General features: G+C 33.9%; 11 protein-coding genes. All 11 read left to right on the plus strand.

The features are described from left to right. Positions 1-280 precede the first annotated feature (280 nt). Positions 281-3067 (plus strand): helix-turn-helix and ligand-binding sensor domain-containing protein, encoded by a 2787-nt coding sequence (locus AC15TD_RS11785; RefSeq protein WP_484452350.1) that lies wholly within the window; start codon positions 281-283, stop codon positions 3065-3067. A gap of 223 nt (positions 3068-3290) precedes the next feature. After that, a complete protein-coding gene (locus AC15TD_RS11790) occupies positions 3291-6320 on the plus strand; it encodes a SusC/RagA family TonB-linked outer membrane protein (RefSeq protein WP_484452351.1) in 3030 nt (1009 codons plus the stop codon). Between the two features lie 15 nt (positions 6321-6335). Next, complete coding sequence (locus tag AC15TD_RS11795) at positions 6336-7865, plus strand: RagB/SusD family nutrient uptake outer membrane protein (RefSeq protein ID WP_484452352.1); 1530 nt, start codon at positions 6336-6338, stop codon at positions 7863-7865. A gap of 18 nt (positions 7866-7883) precedes the next feature. After that, positions 7884-10259, plus strand: a complete 2376-nt coding sequence (locus AC15TD_RS11800; RefSeq protein WP_484452353.1) for a LamG-like jellyroll fold domain-containing protein — start codon at positions 7884-7886, stop codon at positions 10257-10259. A gap of 133 nt (positions 10260-10392) precedes the next feature. Then, complete coding sequence (locus AC15TD_RS11805) at positions 10393-11760, plus strand: glucoamylase family protein (RefSeq protein ID WP_484452354.1); 1368 nt, start codon at positions 10393-10395, stop codon at positions 11758-11760. Between the two features lie 11 nt (positions 11761-11771). Next, positions 11772-13139, plus strand: coding sequence for a glucoamylase family protein (locus AC15TD_RS11810; protein WP_484452355.1), 1368 nt, complete (start codon positions 11772-11774; stop codon positions 13137-13139). Positions 13140-13148: 9 nt separating this feature from the next. After that, the gene (locus tag AC15TD_RS11815; protein WP_484452356.1) at positions 13149-13937 is read left to right on the plus strand and encodes a carboxylesterase family protein; all 789 of its coding nucleotides are present in this window, start codon (positions 13149-13151) and stop codon (positions 13935-13937) included. 5 nt (positions 13938-13942) lie between these two features. Beyond that, positions 13943-16279 carry a beta-glucosidase BglX gene (gene bglX, locus AC15TD_RS11820; protein WP_484452357.1) on the plus strand — a complete coding sequence of 779 codons (2337 nt, stop codon included), beginning with the start codon at positions 13943-13945 and terminating at the stop codon, positions 16277-16279. A 31-nt stretch (positions 16280-16310) separates the two neighbouring features. Further along, positions 16311-18011 (plus strand): sulfatase family protein, encoded by a 1701-nt coding sequence (locus AC15TD_RS11825; RefSeq protein WP_484452358.1) that lies wholly within the window; start codon positions 16311-16313, stop codon positions 18009-18011. 2 nt (positions 18012-18013) lie between these two features. Then, entirely contained in the window at positions 18014-18487 is a 474-nt protein-coding gene (locus AC15TD_RS11830) for a hypothetical protein (RefSeq protein WP_484452359.1), read from the plus strand. A gap of 9 nt (positions 18488-18496) precedes the next feature. Then, a complete protein-coding gene (locus tag AC15TD_RS11835; protein ID WP_484452360.1) occupies positions 18497-18988 on the plus strand; it encodes a family 43 glycosylhydrolase in 492 nt (163 codons plus the stop codon). Positions 18989-19175: the final 187 nt, after the last annotated feature.

Raw genomic sequence — 19175 nt, forward strand, 5'->3', positions numbered from 1 at the left:
AGATGATCAAAAAGGAATAGAAATAACCAAAGGCTTATTTAAAACAAGTCCGCTATTTAATATAGGGGCTTTTTCTGTGATGCTCATATTAGTAGCTCTATACAGTGTGTTTTGGAATTAAAAAAAAATAGTTATTTAAAAAAGAGGGACTAATTTTAGTCCCTCTTTTTTGTTATATAGGGATTTGAATCTTATTAAAATGTAATTAAGAATAGTTACAATTTGTTGTAACTGAGATTCGCAATAAAAGAAAACGAATTAGTGCTATATTTGTGTAATTATGAAAATAAGGTATTCTATATTTTTATTTATCTTCTTTATAAATGCCAATTTATTAGCGCAGTTTACACCCTATTTTCAAAATCATGTTTTATCAGAATATAATGCAGGAAACCAGAATTGGGATGTTTCAAAATCTGAAAACGGTAAGGTATATGTAGCTAATAATAAGGGATTATTAGAATATGACGGACTAAAATGGAATTTTAAAGAATTACCAAATAGGACAACAATTCGTTCTGTTTTTGCCTTTAATCATAAAATTTATATTGGATCATATGAAGAGTTTGGCTTTTGGAAATATAATTCTTTAGGAGAACTAATATATACATCATTGAGTAATTCTATTAAGAATGAAATTTCTTCTAACGAAGAGATTTGGCAAATCTTACAATATAATGATATTATTGTTTTTCGGTCTTTTCAGAATATCTATTTATTCTTTCCTGATGGAAATATTAAAAAACTAAAAACAGATTCTACTATTATTTCATGCAGCATTATTGACACTATTTTATATGTAGCTACACTTAGAAATGGAATTTATCAACTTGAAGATGGAACACTTAAACCTAAGATAACTAATAATGTTTTAGTAGATACTAAAGTTGTCTCAATAGTTAATTATAATTCCAAACTTTTAATTACTACGTCTTTAAAAGGATGCTTTATTTATGATAACAATGGAATAACTCCAGCAAATTTTGAAGTTGATATGTTTATTAAACAACATCAACTTAATCAATTCTCCATTCTTAAAAATGGCAATATGATTTTTGGCACCATTAAGGATGGTGTTTATCTTACTAATAACGAAGGAGAAATTATTTTTCATGTAAATAAAGAAAATGGCTTAGTGAATAATACCATTTTAGGGCAATATGTTGATGAAAACAATACACTTTGGTTAGGCTTAGATAATGGCATGGCATCGGTAGATTTGAGTAGTCATAATTATTTTTTTAATGATGTTTCGGGAAAATTAGGAGCCGTTTATGATGTCATTAAATTTGAAGATGTTATCTACATTGGTAGCAATACTGGTCTTTTTTATCTGGATAGTACTAATAATCTTCAATTTATAAAAGGTTCCCAAGGGCAAGTCTGGAATTTAGAAGAAATTAGAGGGGAACTTTTTTGTGGACACAATGAGGGCACCTTTTTAGTTAAAAATAAGCAATTAGTAGCTATTTCAAGTTATACGGGTGGTTGGACTATAAAAAAGGTTCCTGAAGAGAAAAATATTTTTATTGAGGGCACATATGCTGGTTTAGTAAAATTTAAAAGGAATCTCTTAAACTGGGAAGTTGTGTATCTAGAAGGAACCACAATGCCCATTCGGTTTTTAGTTTTTGAAGACCAACAGACAGCATGGGCTGCACATGCTTATAAGGGACTCTATAAAATTAAATTTAATGCAACATACGATACTATTAGAACTGAAAACTATAATAAAAAAGGAAAGTTTTCCGATTTTAACGTCAGAATATTTAAAATCAAAAATGAGATTTGTTTTAAAACTAATGACGGGTGGTTAAAATATGAACCAATATTAGATAGTATCGTCCCCTATGATTTGTTAAACAAAAATTTTGGTAGAAACTCCTATATTATTTCAGAGAATGATGTAGGTCAATTAGTATTAAAAAATGATGCTGATGTTATAACTTTTAAATCTTTATCTAATAGCAATAAGGATATTTCGCTTTCAAGTAAATACTTTGAAAACCGTTTAATAGTTGGCTATGAAAATGTATCTAAAATTAGTGACTCAACATATGCCTTAAATTTAAATAACGGATTTATGCTTATTGATAATAGATCATATTCAAAGTCAATTTTGTATGAACCAAATATTGATAAAATTGAAATTGACAAAGAATTAATAGAAATTATACCAAACAAAACGATTGATTTTAAATTGAAAAGCAGTTTTAGTGTATTTATATCTTCGGCCAAATCAACTAATCATTTTTTTGAATATTCAATCTTAGAATTAAATACTGCAAAATGGCAGAAATTAGACAATAATAAATTAGAATTAACTAACTTAAAAGATGGCGTCTATACAATAGCATTTAGAACCAGTAATTACTTAGGCGAATCATCAAAGTCTAGTACTATAAAAATAAATGTGCTACCGCCATGGTATAAAGACACTTTAGGTATAGTTCTGTATTTATTTTTGGCTGTTCTTGTGTTAATTATAATTTATGTCTTCAATAAAAGAAAAATCAAAAGACATCAAAGGCTTTTAAAGATTAAGTTTGCTAAAGAGCAACAAGAAATTTTAAGGCAAAAGACCTTAGACAATGAAAAAAGAATTGTTCAATTAAGGAATGAATCGTTAAAGAATGAATTAAAATTAAAAAGTAAGCAATTAGCCAACACAGCCATGGCATTGGTTAAGAAGAATGAAACCTTACAAGATATTAAGAAAGAATTATCAATAAACAAAGGTAGTTTTGATAATCAATATTCCTTTAAAAAGATTTTAAAAAAGGTTGATAGTTCCATTGCACATAAGGATGAATGGAAAGTTTTTGAGTACAATTTTAACCAAGTGCATGAAGATTTTTTCAAGAGTCTTAAAGAGAAAAATTCAAATCTAACTTCAAAGGATTTGAAAATCTGCGCTTACATCAAAATGAATTTATCCAACAAGGAAATAGCACCTTTAATGAATGTATCTGTAAGAGGCTTAGAAACACATAGATATAGGTTAAAAAAGAAATTAAATTTAGAAAGCGATATTTCTGTTGCTGCTTATTTGATAAATCTTGAATAATACACATTAAAAAATACGTTATTCTCAATTATTTATACGTCATTACTACGTCATATAACGTTTTCTTATTCATTTTTACTCACTTTTTTGAAGTTTAAGCATACGTCATATGTAGTTTTTGCTCACAAAAGGGTCAATGACGTATTTAAAGTGTAAATAGTTTTGACTTCAAAACTTAAATTCCTTTTAACTTGTAGTCAACTAAATTAATACTAAGATGTATATGAAAACAAAAATTATTCTCTTATTGCTTTTTCTAGTTTCCGTTAGTGGCTTTGCTCAAAACAAATCTGTCACGGGCGTCGTTACTAGTTCAGAAGACAACATGCCTATTCCAGGCGTGAATGTTATTGTACAAGGAACTAGCAGAGGTGCTAGCACCGATTTTGATGGAAATTTTTCCATTCAGACTAGTGTTGGCGAAGTATTAGAGTTCAGCTACGTTGGTTTTAAAACAAAAACGATAACCGTAGGGAACCAAAGTAATGTTAACATCGTTTTAGAAATTGATGTCGAATCTTTAGATGAAATCGTTTTAGTTGGTTACGGTACACAAAAGAAAGCGGACTTAACAGGATCTATTGTTACAGTTAAATCTGAAGATATAGAACGTGTAGCAACGGCTAATGTTATGCAGTCATTACAAGGAAAAGTGTCTGGTGTGCAAGTTGTTAGTACAGGGTCTCCAGGAGATTCTCCAACCGTAAGATTAAGAGGTATTGGCTCATATAATGATGGTAACAATAATCCTTTATATGTTGTAGATGGAATGTTTTATACCAATATTGATTTTTTAAACACCAAAGACATTGAGTCTTTAACAATTTTAAAGGACGCCTCTTCTTCGGCCATTTATGGTGTAAGAGCGGCTAATGGAGTTATAATCGTTAAAACAAAATCTGGAAATTTAGAGAAGAAACCTGTTTTTGAATATGACGGTTATACAGGTGTACAATATGCACAAAATGTAATGAAATTGGCAAATGCTGAACAATTTACAACAATGGCTTATGAGTCTGGTTCACAACCGGATATTGATTTTGTGCTAAATGCCATGCAGCGTTATGGACGAAGCAGAGTTAATCCAAACATACCGGATGTAAATACAGATTGGTTTAAAGAAATTTTAAGACCTGGACTTATTCAAAGTCATAGTTTAGGTGCCACTGGTGGTTCAGAAAATGTATCCTATTCAGTAGGAGCGAATTACTTTTCACAAGACGGTGTTTTAGATATGAAAAATGAGTATGAAAGGTTTAATGTGCGTTCTAAAGTAGATGTAAAACTTTCAGACAGGTTTAAAATAGGAATAAATAATGTGTTTAGTAATGCTACTAAATATAATGCCGAAAATGCTGCTTGGTTTCAAGCTTATTTTGCCGTGCCAATTATTCCTGTAATTGATGATTTAAATACTGAGGCATCGCCTATTAGGTATTCCAATGCTCAAATTTTGGGCTATAGAGGAACTCAAAACCCTTTTCCTGTAATGGATTTTAGTAATAATCAATTAAAAATCAGGAAACTGTTATCTAGCATTTATTTTGAAGTTGATTTAATACCAGAAAAATTAACATTTAAAACAACCTATAATCATGATTTTTCAGCACTAGATGAGCGTTATGTAAACCTGCCTTATACGTTAGGAAATAATGTGGAAAGAATTTCGGGTATTACTAAAACTCAAAATACTTATTCTAATCAAATATGGGATAATATTTTAACCTACAATGATAGTTTTGGCGACCATAATTTAACCCTGATGGGAGGTGCTTCTTATCGAGACGAAGCAGGTCATTCACTTTCAGCAAGAGGTTCTAATATTAAGGGAATTGATTATGAGACATCATGGTATCTAAATTTCGCAGAAGAAGATTCATTTTTAGGCAATAATGATAGCGGTTACAGAACGTATGGAATTTCTTATTTTGCAAGAGCAGCATACAACTATAAGGACAAATATTTGTTATATGGTACGATGAGAGCAGATGGTTCATCAAAATTCACAAAAGATCCTTGGGGCTATTTTCCTTCAGTTGGTGCAGGTTGGGTAGTGACTAATGAAGGTTTTATGAAAGATAATGGTATTTTTGATTATTTGAAGTTAAGAGCCAGTTGGGGTAAATTAGGAAATGATAATGTAGCGGCCAGTTCGGGTGCTAATACAATTAATGTAATTTCGACTGATATTGGGGATATTCAAACACCAGGTATAACTTCCACAAGTACCTTTACTGATAATACATGGGAAGTTATTGAAGAAAATAACTTTGGAATCAATATAGGAATGATAGATAATCAATTATCTATTGAAGCTGATTATTATATTAGAGACACCAAGAATGCTATCATGCCTGTTTTTGTACCAATTATTAATGCCACTATTCAAAAAAATTCTGGTGAAATTAGAAACCAAGGTTTTGAATTAGCTATCAATTGGAATAAAAGGGTTTCTGAAGATTTTAGCTATTCCATTGGAACCAATTTCACATCTTTAAAAAATAAAACATTAAGTGTTACAGATCCAAAAGGATATATCGATGCTGGAACTGCTGAATTTCGTCAAAGAACGATTGTTGGAGAGCCTATAAAAGCTTTTTATGGGTATCAAACGGCAGGTGTATATCAAAATCAAGCACAAATTGATGCAGATCCTATCGCAGTTGCAAACGGCTTAGTTCCGGGAGATTTAATATATAGAGATATAAGTGGTCCAGATGGAACACCAGATGGCGTTATCGACGATAACGATAGAAAGGTATTAGGCTCTTACCTGCCAAAATTCATGTATGGAGGTAATATAGGAGTTAACTATAAAGCCTTTGATTTTTCTCTTAGCTTTTATGGACAATCAGGTAATAAAATTTTAAATAGAAAACGTGGTGAAATAATTTTTACCAATGATACCAATATGGATGCCGATTTAGCCATCAACCGTTGGCATGGAGAAGGTACAAGCAACACATATCCGTCATCGGCTGGATTGCGTAAAGGGTGGAATCAAAAGTTAAGTAATTTTTGGGTAGAAGATGGTAATTTTTTTAGAATTCAAAATATACAATTAGGCTATACTCTTAAAAAAGAAAAACTTTTTGGTAAAAATATGCCAGAGATGAGATTTACTTTAACAGCAGACCGTCCTTTTACATTCTTTAATTATAACGGATTTAACCCAGAGGTTTCTGATGGTGTGGATAGACAAACGTATCCTGTTCCAGGAGTTTATAGGGTTGGTGTTAATATTAAAATTTAAAAAACAACATTGAAAATGAAAAATTTAAAAAACGCATTGAATTTTAGTGTTATCGTACTTTTCATGCTGAGCTTTATAGCATGTAGTGATAAGCTAGATTTACAAGAAGGTCAGCTCAATACCGGAGATGTTGATTACACGAATACAGACGATATGATTCAACCACTGATTGGTGCATATAATGCATTTGCTTCGAGAGGATGGGAAGAATATTTGTTATTGTCTGTGAGAGGTGATGATGTAAATGCTGGAGGTCTTGGGGATCAACAAGATTTTGCAAATACAGACTTATTTATTTACAACAAAGACTATTGGATGTATAATTCGCTTTGGAACTTACATTACTCCGATATTGTTAGTGTTAATAATGCAGCTGCTTTAATTGAGAATTATAAAGCGTTTGCAACGCCAAGTGAAGCTGTTAAAGCAGATCAATATATCGCCGAAACAAAGGTGTTTAGGGCGTGGTTACATTTCAATTTATCAAGAGTCTGGGGAAGTGTTTTTATAATCAATACAGCGGTTCCGGATGCCGAAATTCAAGCTGGTGTGGCAACTAAGGATGAAGTGATGCAATATATTTCGGATTTAATGGATGAAGCATTACCATTTCTTCCAGATATGCGCCCAAATGAAAGAGATGATATTCCAGGAGGCGTAACCAAACATACGGCTTTGGCTATAAAAGCATTAGCTAATTTAGAGCTTAAAAATTATCAAGGAGTTGCTAATGCTACCGGTCCTATTATTGCTTCTGGTAAGTTTTCTCTTTTTCCAGATTTTTATGAAGAATTTAAAAAGCCTGGAGAGTTGAGTAATGAGAATTTATTAGAAATGCAATATTCAGATTATAACTCTGGAACGGGGGATACCTTTTATCACTTATACGCGCCTTTTGGATCTCAAAACTGGACACCTGCAAGAGAAAATGCAGAAAGCGGATGGGGCTTTTATGAGCCAAGTATGAAATATATTAAGTTTATGCTTGATCGAGGCGAAACGATTCGCTTAGAAACAAGTGTATTGTTTACTAATAGAGGCATTACTGAATTACAATCAGACCCAACTTATGCAACGCTTCCTAGTTGGATTTCCAATACAACGAGGGATGGCGATGTAATAAATGATTATGCTCGTGCTATGTTTTGTAGTGGAAAACAGTATTTACCTTCAATACAATTAACAGATGGTAGAAATAATTATGGAGCAGGTAAAAATATGATTTGCATACGGTATGCAGAAATTTTACTGATGCATGCAGAAGCGTTAACTCAAGGTGCATCTAGTAGTGCAATGTCTGCTGATCAAGCGGTGAATGAAGTAAGACTAAGAGCGGGGTTAGGAACAATATCTGGCGTGACTACGCAACAGGTTATGGATGAAAAATTTGCTGAAATGGCCATGGAATGGGGAACCCGTTATTATGATATGATTAGATTAGGTAATTATAGCGAGTTAAGTTATGACGGCAGGACGTTTACTGCAGACAAGGCATTATTACCATATCCACAAGCACAAGTTGACGCACTTCCGTTAGGAGATTAATAACTAAACTAAATTAATATGAAAAATATTTTAAAATATATAATTGGTCTTTTCATGATACTTTTTGCCGTATCATGTAATGATGGTATAGACCCAATAACGAAAGTTGATCCAGGGGTTGATGAAACAGCACCTGTTGTTAATATAATTACACCTACAGAAGGTACATCCATTAAAGTCTTTGAAGATGTTACGTCAATAGATATTAAAATTGAAGTGACTGATGATATTGAAATAACCGACATATCAATACTTCTAGATGGTACTAAAATAACAGGCTTTGATTCTTTTATGGATTACCGCAGAGCTTTAAAAGAATATACGTATACCAATTTAGTGGATGGAGATCATGTTTTACAAGTTATCGCGACCGATATAGAAGGTAAAACAACGTCAAGTGAAGTTAATTTTAGCAAACAACCTCCATATACACCACTTTTTGATGGCGAGTCATTATATATGCCTTTTGATGGCGATTATAGAGATTTAATAGGATTTGAAGTAGCGGATCAAATAGGTGCACCAGGTTTTGCTGGTTCTGGTTATGCAGGTACGAATGCATATAAAGGAGCAATAGATTCTTATTTAGAATTTCCAACAGATGGGTTATTAAGTAATGAATTTAGTGCGGCTTTTTGGTATAAAGTAAGTGGAGACCCTGGTCGTGCTGGTATTTTAGTTGCTGGTGCTGATGAGAATCGAACTCAAGGCTTTAGATTATTTAGAGAAGGTAGTGGCACAGAACAACGTATTAAATTGAATGTAGGAACAGGTACTGGTGAGAGTTGGAATGATGGAGGTGTTATTGATGTTACTGCAGGTGCATGGGTTCACGTGTCATTCACAATTTCACAAACCGAAACTAAAATTTATTTCAATGGTATTGAAGTAAATTCTGCTACGTTAGCGGCTCCAATTGACTGGACTGGTGTAGGACCTCTTACCATTGGTGCAGGGGGTGCGACGTTTAGTTACTGGGATCATAAATATGACAATAGTGCTTTTGATGAATTACGAATCTTTAACAAAGCACTTTCTCAATCGGATATTCAAATCATGATAAATGCGTATAGTCCGTATATTCCTCAATACGCTGGTGAATCTTTTTATATGCCTTTTGATAAAGGTTATATAGACGTCATTGGAGGTCGTGCAGCTAATGTTGTTGGCTCACCAGAGATTACAGATCAATCTTATGTTGGAGATGGTGCCTTTTTAGGAGCAACGGATTCTTATATAACATATCCTGCTGAAGGCCTATTAACGAATCAATTTAGTACGACCTTTTGGTATAAAGTAAATGCAAACCCAGACAGAGCAGGTATTTTGGTTGTAGGTAATGACACTCCTGAAAACAGGAATCAAGGATTTAGGCTGTTTAGAGAAGGAAGCGGAACTGAACAACGTATCAAATTGAATGTAGGAACAGGTGGCGGAGAAAGTTGGAATGATGGCGGTGTTATTGATGTCACCGCTGGTGAATGGGTTCAGGTTGCTGTAACCGTTTCAGATACGCAAACCAAAATTTATTTTAACGGCGTTGAAATGAATACAGCAGATTTAGCAGCTCCAATAGATTGGACCGGATGTAATACCTTCACAATTGCATCTGGTGCCCCAACATTTGATTATTGGGATCATAAGTCTGATGGAAGTACTATTGATGATTTAAGATTTTATAATAAGGCACTATCACCAGAAGACGTAGTACAAATTGTTGGCGGATCATACACGCCACCATATTTTGGTTCAACATTGTATATGCCTTTTGACGGAACTAATGTTGATAAGGTTACAAACACCAATGCAACTGTTGTTGGAATTCCTGATTTTGCTGGAGAAAGTTCAGTAGGAACCGATGCTTATGCTGGTGCAGCTGATTCTTATTTAACAGTGCCGACAGATAATTTATTAGGAAGTCAATTTAGTGCGGCATTTTGGTATAAAGTAAATGCTGATCCGGATAGAGCAGGAATTCTAACAGTTGGGCCTCCAATGAATGGAGCAGATAATGATCTAAGTTCAGGATTTAGACTATTTAGAGAAGGAAGCGCTACGGAACAACGAATAAAATTGCATGTTGGCACAGACGGTGGAGACGTTTGGAATGATGGCGATGTATTAGATCCTACAGTTGGAGAATGGGTACATATTGCATTTTCCGTTTCAGATACCGAAACTAAAATTTATTTTAATGGGGTTGCTGTAGCAAATGTAGGTGACATGACAGGTAAACAAGTTAGCTGGGTAGGCTGTGATATATTGTCAATTGGCTCAGGTGCTCCGAGATTTATAGCATGGGGTCATTTGTCAGATTCCAGTTTTATAGATGATTTGCATGTGTTCGACAGACCAATAACAGTTGAAGAAATTGAACAAATTATGGCAAATTAATAAAGAAACTAAAACTTTAATTGCTCTAGGGGTTTTAAAGTTTTAGTTAATATGTTTGTTTGAGTAATTGTTAGTTTTTTATTTGAATTTAGCTGCATTTTAAATGCAGCTAAATTTCTTAACCCTTTTTTTAATGACTCGTTTTAATCTAAAAATAATCTCTTTTTTTTGTGTTATAATCTTATTCTTTAATTGTAAGAATAAGAAGGAATCTATTTCAATAACAGAAAATAATACAGGATATAATACTTTAGAAAATAACTTATTAGACAGCATACAAAAGCAAACCATCAATTATTTTTGGGAAGGGGCAGAACCAAATTCTGGACTCGCTAGAGAACGCTTACACATGGATAATATCTATCCAACCTCTCCTAAAAACACCATAACTACAGGTGGTAGCGGTTTTGGTTTAATGGCTATTTTAGTCGGTATTGAAAGAGGATTTATTCCACGTAATAAAGCGCTTAATAGATATTTTAAAATAGTTGATTTTCTTGAGGAAGCAGATAGATTTCACGGTGCTTGGCCTCATTGGATAAATGGAGAAACCGGTAAGGTTGTTCCTTTTAGTAAAAAAGACAATGGTGGCGATTTGGTTGAAACTGCATTTTTGGTTCAAGGGCTTTTAACAGTTTCTGAATATTTTAAAGATGGTGATAGTGAAAAAGAACAACAACTGGTTTCTAAAATTGATAGGCTATGGAAAGATGTAGAATGGGATTGGTATACAAAAGGCGAAGATGTATTGTATTGGCATTGGTCTCCTGAATATGGCTGGGAGATGAACTTTCCAGTTGGTGGTTATAATGAATGTTTAATCATGTACGTTTTAGCGGCTGCATCTCCAACCCATCCAATATCAAAAGCAGTTTATGAAAAAGGATGGGCAAAAAATGGCGCCATTATTTCTAAGGATTCTTTATATGGTGAAGCTCTTGTTTTAAATTATTATGAAGGAGATGATGCTCCAGTAGGGCCACTATTCTGGGCACATTATTCATATTTAGGGTTAAATCCCAAAGGTCTAAAAGATCAATACGCTGATTATTGGAAATTAAACCAAAATCAAGCAAAAATTCATTATAAATATGCTTTAGAAAATCCTAAAAACTTTAAAGGTTACGGAGATAGTCTTTGGGGTTTAACCTCAAGTTATTCAATGAAAGGATATGCAGGCCATAGACCAGGAAATGATTTTGGAGTTATTTCACCAACAGCGGCGTTATCATCATATCCATACACCCCTAAAGAAAGTTTGAAAATGCTTAAAAATCTTTATAAAAACCATGATTCACTTATTGGTAAATATGGACCTTATGATGCGTTTAGCTTACAGGAGCATTGGTTTTTACCAAGATATTTAGCAATAGATCAAGGTCCCATTCCAGTAATGATTGAAAATTATAGAACTGGGTTGTTGTGGGGTTTGTTTATGAAAAATAAAGATGTACTTAATGGGCTAAAAAAATTAGAATTTACAATTGATTCTCAACATTAAAATAGCAATTCATGATTAGATTTTATATTATCATATTTACAGTTATAATTTTTTCTTCTTGTAGTTCAGATAATGGACCAGGCTATGAAGAACCTTATGTTCCTGGGTCTGATGAGCCAGCAGTAGATCCAATGACAGATTCGGAAATCATGGATTTAACTCAAAGAGAAACATTCAAATATTTTTGGGATTTTGCTAATTCAAGTTCTGGAGCAGCCAAAGAACGGTATCATCCAAACAATCCAACATTAAATCAAAATGTGGTGACTACGGGAGGAACAGGTTTTGGTTTAATGGCTATTTTAGTCGGTATTGAAAGAGGCTATGTAACCAAAACAGAGGGGTTAGTCAGATTAAACAAAGTTTTATCATTTCTTGAAAGTGCCAATCGGTTCCATGGAGCTTGGCCCCATTGGATGGATGGCGGTACAGGTCATGTCATTCCGTTTAGCACAAAAGATGATGGTGGCGATTTAGTTGAAACGGCTTTTTTAGCACAAGGTTTAATTTGTGTGAAAGAATATTTTAAAAATGGGTCAACTGATGAAAAAGCCTTGTCAAATCTTGCAGATGTACTTTGGAAAGGCATCGAATGGAATTGGTATACACAAAATCAGAATGCATTATACTGGCATTGGAGTCCAAATTACGGATTCGACATAAATATGAAACTAAGTGGATATAATGAAACAATGATAGCGTATGTTTTAGCCGCAGCATCACCAGATTATTCAATAACAAAAACAGTTTACGAAGAGGGTTGGGCAAATAATGGCGCTATACGTTCTTCTGAATTGCAATATGGAATTCCTTTGGTGTTAAATCATGCTGGAGGTTCAAATTTTGGAGGTCCTTTATTTTTTAGTCATTATTCGTTTTTAGGATTAAACCCTAAAAACTTATCAGATCAATATGCTAACTATTGGAATCTTGTTGTAAACCATACAAAAATTAACCGCCAATATTGTGTTTCAAATCCTAAAAACTATACAGATTACGGTATTGATTGCTGGGGGTTAACGGCGAGTTATTCAAGGAATTCCGACGAATCAATTGGCTATTCAGCTCATAGTCCTTCAAATGATTTAGGCGTGATTTCCCCAACAGCTGCTATTAGTTCAATTGCTTATACGCCTTCAGAGTCTTTGGATGTAATGCATTTTCTCTATCAAAAAAAGGACCAATTAATGGGAGTTGCTGGCTTTTATGATGCCTTTAGTCCTCAATATAATTATTGGGTTGCAGAGGCTTATTTGGCAATTGATCAAGGACCAGAAATAATTATGATTGAGAACTACAGAACCGGATTGCTCTGGAATTTATTTATGCAAAACAGCGATGTTAAAAAAGGATTAGACAAATTAGGTTTTAATTATTAATACTTTAAAATGAAAAATAAAATATTACTACTAATATTTTTATTTATGGGGTTTTCAAGTGTTTTATGGGCACAAAATAAAGACCTTTTTTCAAAAGAGTTATTTATTGGCGGTAAAGACACATTAAAGTATCGATTATTATTGCCTAAAAATTTTTCAGAAGATAAAATGTATCCATTAGTTTTATTTCTTCACGGTAGAGGGGAGCAAGGAAACGACAATGAAACCCAATTAGTTCAAGGAAGCAATCTATTCTTAGAAAATTATAGTAAAGATGAATTTCCTACAATTGTTATTTTTCCACAATGTCCAAAAGATGATTATTGGTCTAATGTAAAACGAGATTACTCAAAAAAAGGACTTGAAAAATTTAAATATAAACGTATGGGAAGACCAACAAAATCAATGAAACTTGTTATTGATTTTATGGATTATTTTATCAATACCCCTTATGTTAAAAAAGATCAAGTTTACGTTGGCGGACTTTCAATGGGTGGTATGGGAACATTTGATATCCTAAAAAGAAGACCCGATATGTTTGCAGCCGCCTTTCCAATTTGTGGAGGAGGCCATCCAAAAGCGACAAAAAAGTATGCAGACAAGGTATCACTTTGGGTTTTTCATGGTGGTAGAGACGACGTCGTAATCCCTTATTTCGCTTTGAGGATGGTGACAGCACTTCAAAAAAGGGGAGCTGACGTTAGGTTAACCTATTTTGAGCATGACAATCACAACAGCTGGGATTCTACATTTGCCGAACCAGAATTATTACCGTGGTTTTTTTCAAAATTAAAATAATAATAATGAATAGACTAATCAATATTAAATACGCTTTATTAAGCATTACAGTATTACTAATCGTAGCATGTAATTCAAATGAAAAGAAATCAGATACGTTTTCTAACAATAATCCTTTTGAAGAAAAAGTAGATTCTATATTGAATTTAATGACTGTTGATGAAAAAATTGGCCAGCTTAATCTTCCTGTTTCTGGAGATATTACAACAGGCCAAGCCCAAAGCTCAAATATTGCTAAAAAAATAGAAGAAGGAAAAGTAGGTGGCTTATTCAATATTAAATCTGTCGAAAAGATTTATGAAGTACAAAAAATAGCTATTGAAAAGAGTCGATTGAAGATTCCTTTACTTTTTGGAATGGATGTTGTTCACGGGTATCAAACAACATTTCCAATTCCATTGGGACTATCATCTTCATGGGATTTAGAGTTAATTAAGCAAACAGCACAAATGGCGGCAAAAGAGGCCACAGCCGATGGCATTAACTGGACGTTTGCTCCTATGGTAGATATCTCAAGAGACCCACGTTGGGGGCGTGTTTCCGAAGGTTCTGGAGAGGATCCTTTTTTAGGAAGCGAAATAGCCAAAGCCATGGTACAAGGTTTTCAAGGGAACGATTTAACCAAGAACAACACCATGTTGGCATGCGTAAAACATTTTGCGCTATATGGCGCTCCTGAAGCAGGCAGAGATTACAACACGGTTGACATGAGCAGAATACGCATGTATAATGAATATTTACCACCTTACAAAGCAGCTATTGATGCGGGAGTAGGTTCTGTAATGGCATCATTTAACGAGATTGATGGCGTTCCGGCAACAGGAAATAAATGGTTGCTAACAGATTTGCTAAGAGACAATTGGGGTTTTAATGGGTTTGTTGTGACCGACTACACTGGACTTTATGAATTGATTCCTCATGGTATGGGAGATAAATACCAAGTAGCTGAGTTAGCTTTAAAAGCAGGCGTAGATATGGACATGGCAGGCGATTCACCAGCAATTCCTGCTGCTTTTGTTAAAACATTGAAACAATCTCTTGAAGATGGAAAAATATCTATGAGTGACCTCGACACAGCTGTAAGACGCATGTTAACAGCAAAATACCGATTAGGTTTATTTAATGATCCTTACAAATATTGTGACTTGAATCGATCTAAGACCGAAGTTTTCACTCCTGAAAACAGAATGTTTGCTAGAAAAGTTGCATCCGAATCAATGGTACTTCTTAAAAATGAGAACAATTTATTACCGTTAAAAAAATCTGGAACCATTGCACTTATCGGGCCCTTAGCAAATACAGCGGTTAATATGGCTGGAACATGGAGTGTAGCCACAAAACAAAATCTATCTATCCCTTTATTGGAAGGTTTGAAAAGCGTAGCTGGAGATAAAACCAAGGTACTAAACGCTAAAGGGAGTAATGTTGATTATGATTTGGAATACGAAAAAAGAATAACCATGTTTGGTAAAGCAATACCTCGTGATGGAAGAACCGACAAACAACTATTGGATGAAGCCTTGTTTATTGCTTCTAAATCAGATGTTATTATTGCAGCTTTAGGGGAAACAGCCGAAAGGAGTGGCGAATGTAGTAGTGTAACTAATCTTCAAATTCCACAAGTTCAAAAAGATTTATTAAATGCCCTTTTAAAAACAGGAAAGCCAGTGGTTTTGGTTTTATTTACAGGAAGACCTTTGGCAATTACTGAAGAAAATGAACATGTGCCAGCAATATTAAATGTTTGGTTTCCTGGTAGTGAAGCAGGTTTAGCAATATCTGATGTGCTTTTTGGGGATGTAAACCCTTCAGGGAAATTAACAGCTACGTTTCCAAGAAATGTAGGTCAGGTGCCAATTTTTTACAATCATAAAAATACAGGACGCCCCTTAGGGAATAATGACGGTACGTTTGAAAAATTTAAATCAAATTATATTGATGTTCGTAATGAACCCTTATACCCGTTTGGTTATGGGTTAAGCTATACGGAGTTTAGCTATAGCAATTTGAAGTTAAGTTCAAATCAACTTAATACAAATGGTTCTATTGAAGTGTCTGTTGATGTTACTAATTCAGGTAATTATGACGGAAAAGAAATCGTGCAATTATACATTAGAGATCTAGTTGGTTCTTTAACAAGACCTGTAAAAGAACTTAAAGGATTTCAGAAAATTGAAATCAAAAAAGGAGACACTAAAACCGTAACGTTTAAATTAACTGTTGAAGATTTGAAGTTTTATAATTCTAATTTGGATTTTGTTGCGGAATCAGGAGAGTTTGAGGTGTTTGTGGGAACAAATTCTGATGCATCACTAAAATATACATTTGAGTTAGTGAAGTAATATTTTTAATAAAGCAATTAGTTAAATTCAGATGAAATTTATTTATAAATACAGCCTGTTTTTTTTTCTGTTACTAGGGATTCAGTCTTGTAATAATAAAATAGAATCAGTTGATGAAAACATAAAACCAAAGCGACCTAACATTCTTTATATTATGGCCGATGATCATGCTAAACAAGCTATTAGCGCCTACGGTCATCCCATTAGTAAATTGGCGCCAACACCAAATATAGATCGCATTGCATATGAAGGTGCATTGTTTCAAAATAATTTCTGCACTAATTCTATATGTGGCCCCAGTCGTTCCGTCATATTAACAGGGAAGTTTAGTCATGTAAATGGGTTCAGAATGAATGGAGATAAGTTTGATGGTAGTCAACAGACGTTTCCAAAATTACTTCAAGAAGTAGGTTATTCGACTGGAATTGTTGGTAAATGGCATTTAGGTGGATTACCTCAAGGATTTGATTATTGGAAAATCATTGAGGGACAAGGACATTATTATAATCCCACTTTTATATACCAAGGGCAAAATGGAAAGGAAGCTGATACATTGGACGTCATGGGTTATGCTACAGATATCATTACCAATCAGGCCATTGAATTTCTAGATCAAGTAAAAAATGATGATAAGCCATTTATGTTAATGTTGCATCATAAAGCACCCCATAGAAATTGGATGCCAGCATTACGGCATTTAAATAAATATGACACTATTCAATTCCCTTTACCAGAAACTTATTTCACGAATCATGACGAATCATTAGGTTCACAAGATCAATTACAAACCATTTATAAGGATATGTATGAAGGTCATGATTTAAAGATGACGAAAAGAAAAGGAAGTCCTGTATTAGCATGGAATCCATGGACGAACGATTTTGATAGAATGACACCTGAGCAGCGTGCTATATGGGAAGCAGCATATCAATTAAAAAATGATGCATTTCATGATGCGCATTTATCAGGAAAGGAACTGGCAGAATGGAAGGGACAGCGCTATCTTCATGAGTATTTGTCAACAATAGCAGCTGTCGATGAAAGTGTAGGTAAAATGTTAGATTATCTTAAAGAACATGGAATGGAAGAAAATACCATTGTGATTTACACAACCGATCAAGGTTTTTATTTAGGAGAAAAAGGATGGTTTGACAAACGTTATATGTACGAAGAATCACTTGCAATGCCGCTATTGATAAAATACCCAAACCATATTAAGCCAAAAACGGTAGTTAAGGGACTGACTCAAAATCTTGATTTCGCAGAGACGTTTTTAGATTATGCCCAAACTGAAATTCCTAAAGATATGCAGGGAAAATCATTCCGTCCGTTGTTAGAAGGAAAAATGAATGATGATGATTTTCGTGATGCTATTTACTATCATTATTACGATTATCCCGCATTTCACATGGTAAAAAAGCATTATGGGGTAAGAACTAAGCGTTATAAATTGATGCACTTTTATGATGATATTGATACATGGGAATTATATGATTTGGAAGAAGACCCGAAAGAAATACATAATCAAATTGATAATCCTGAGTATGATGAGATTGAAGTTAGCTTGCATCAAAAACTAGATTCTCTCCAAGAATTATATAAAGTCACAAAAAAAGAATTTGAACAAGCTCCAACAGAATCAATAAAAAGAGCCTATAAACAATTTGAAAAACTACGTGGACATTCTGGTGTTTATTATGACCCAATGACCAATACAGATAAAAAGTTATAATAATGAAAGAATTATTTATGTGTTTAATTGTATTGTTTTGTTTTTCTTGTCATACAGAAAAGGAACAAAAAACAGAGCAAGTTTCAATCCCTTCAGACACTAAGAAATCATTTAAAACCTATTGCAACCCTATAGATATAGATTATTCCAATATGTCGCATTACAGAGCCAAGAATAAGGTGTCTTATCGCTCTGGTGCAGATCCTGCCGTTGTAAATTTTAAAGGAAAGTATTTCATGTTTGTGACCCGTTCTCATGGCTATTGGATGTCTGATGATATGAGTAATTGGACTTTTATAAAACCTCAAAGTTGGTATTTTAATGGGTGCAATGCGCCTGCTGCTGTAGTTAAAGACGGAAAAATAGTAGTCTATGGCGATCCCTCAGGAAGTGGTACTGTGATTGAAACTGATAATCCTGAGCTAGGTGATTGGAAAACTAATTATGCTGTTATAGATATTCCCGGTGGCATCTAAGATCCCGATTTGTTTGTTGATGACGATGATAACGTGTATTTGTATGAGGAAACTTCAAATTTGTGGCCGATTCGAGTTGTGGAATTAGATGCTGATAATTATTATATTCCAATTGGAGACCAAAAAGATTTGTTTACCCTTCATCCAGATGCGCACGGTTGGGAACGTTTTGGTCAAGATCACAAATCTGATTTAGCACCCTATACTGAAGGCCCGTGGATGGTAAAACATGATAGTATTTATTATTTGGAATATGGAGCACCCGGTACGCAATGGAATATATATGCTGATGGTGTTTACACGAGTAAAAATCCGTTAGGACCTTTTGAATATGCACCTTACAACCCTATTTCTTATAGACCCGGCGGATTTTTAAAAGGGGCTGGCCATGGCAGTACTGTGAAGGATATTAATGAAAATTATTGGCATTATTTAACTATGGCAATATCTGTAAATTATAAATTTGAACGACGTATTGGAATGTATCCGGGCAGGATTTGAAGAAAACGGACAAATGTATGTTAATACAGCTTATGGTGATTATCCGCATTATTTGCCAAACACCATAATGAAACAGCACAAAGAACGTTTTACAGGCTGGATGTTACTGTCTTATAAAAAGCCTGTGAAAACAAATTCTCCATTGGTAAAAAAAATATTAATGTGGTTGATGAAAGTGAATCTGGCT

The organism is Yeosuana sp., from assembly GCF_057126245.1.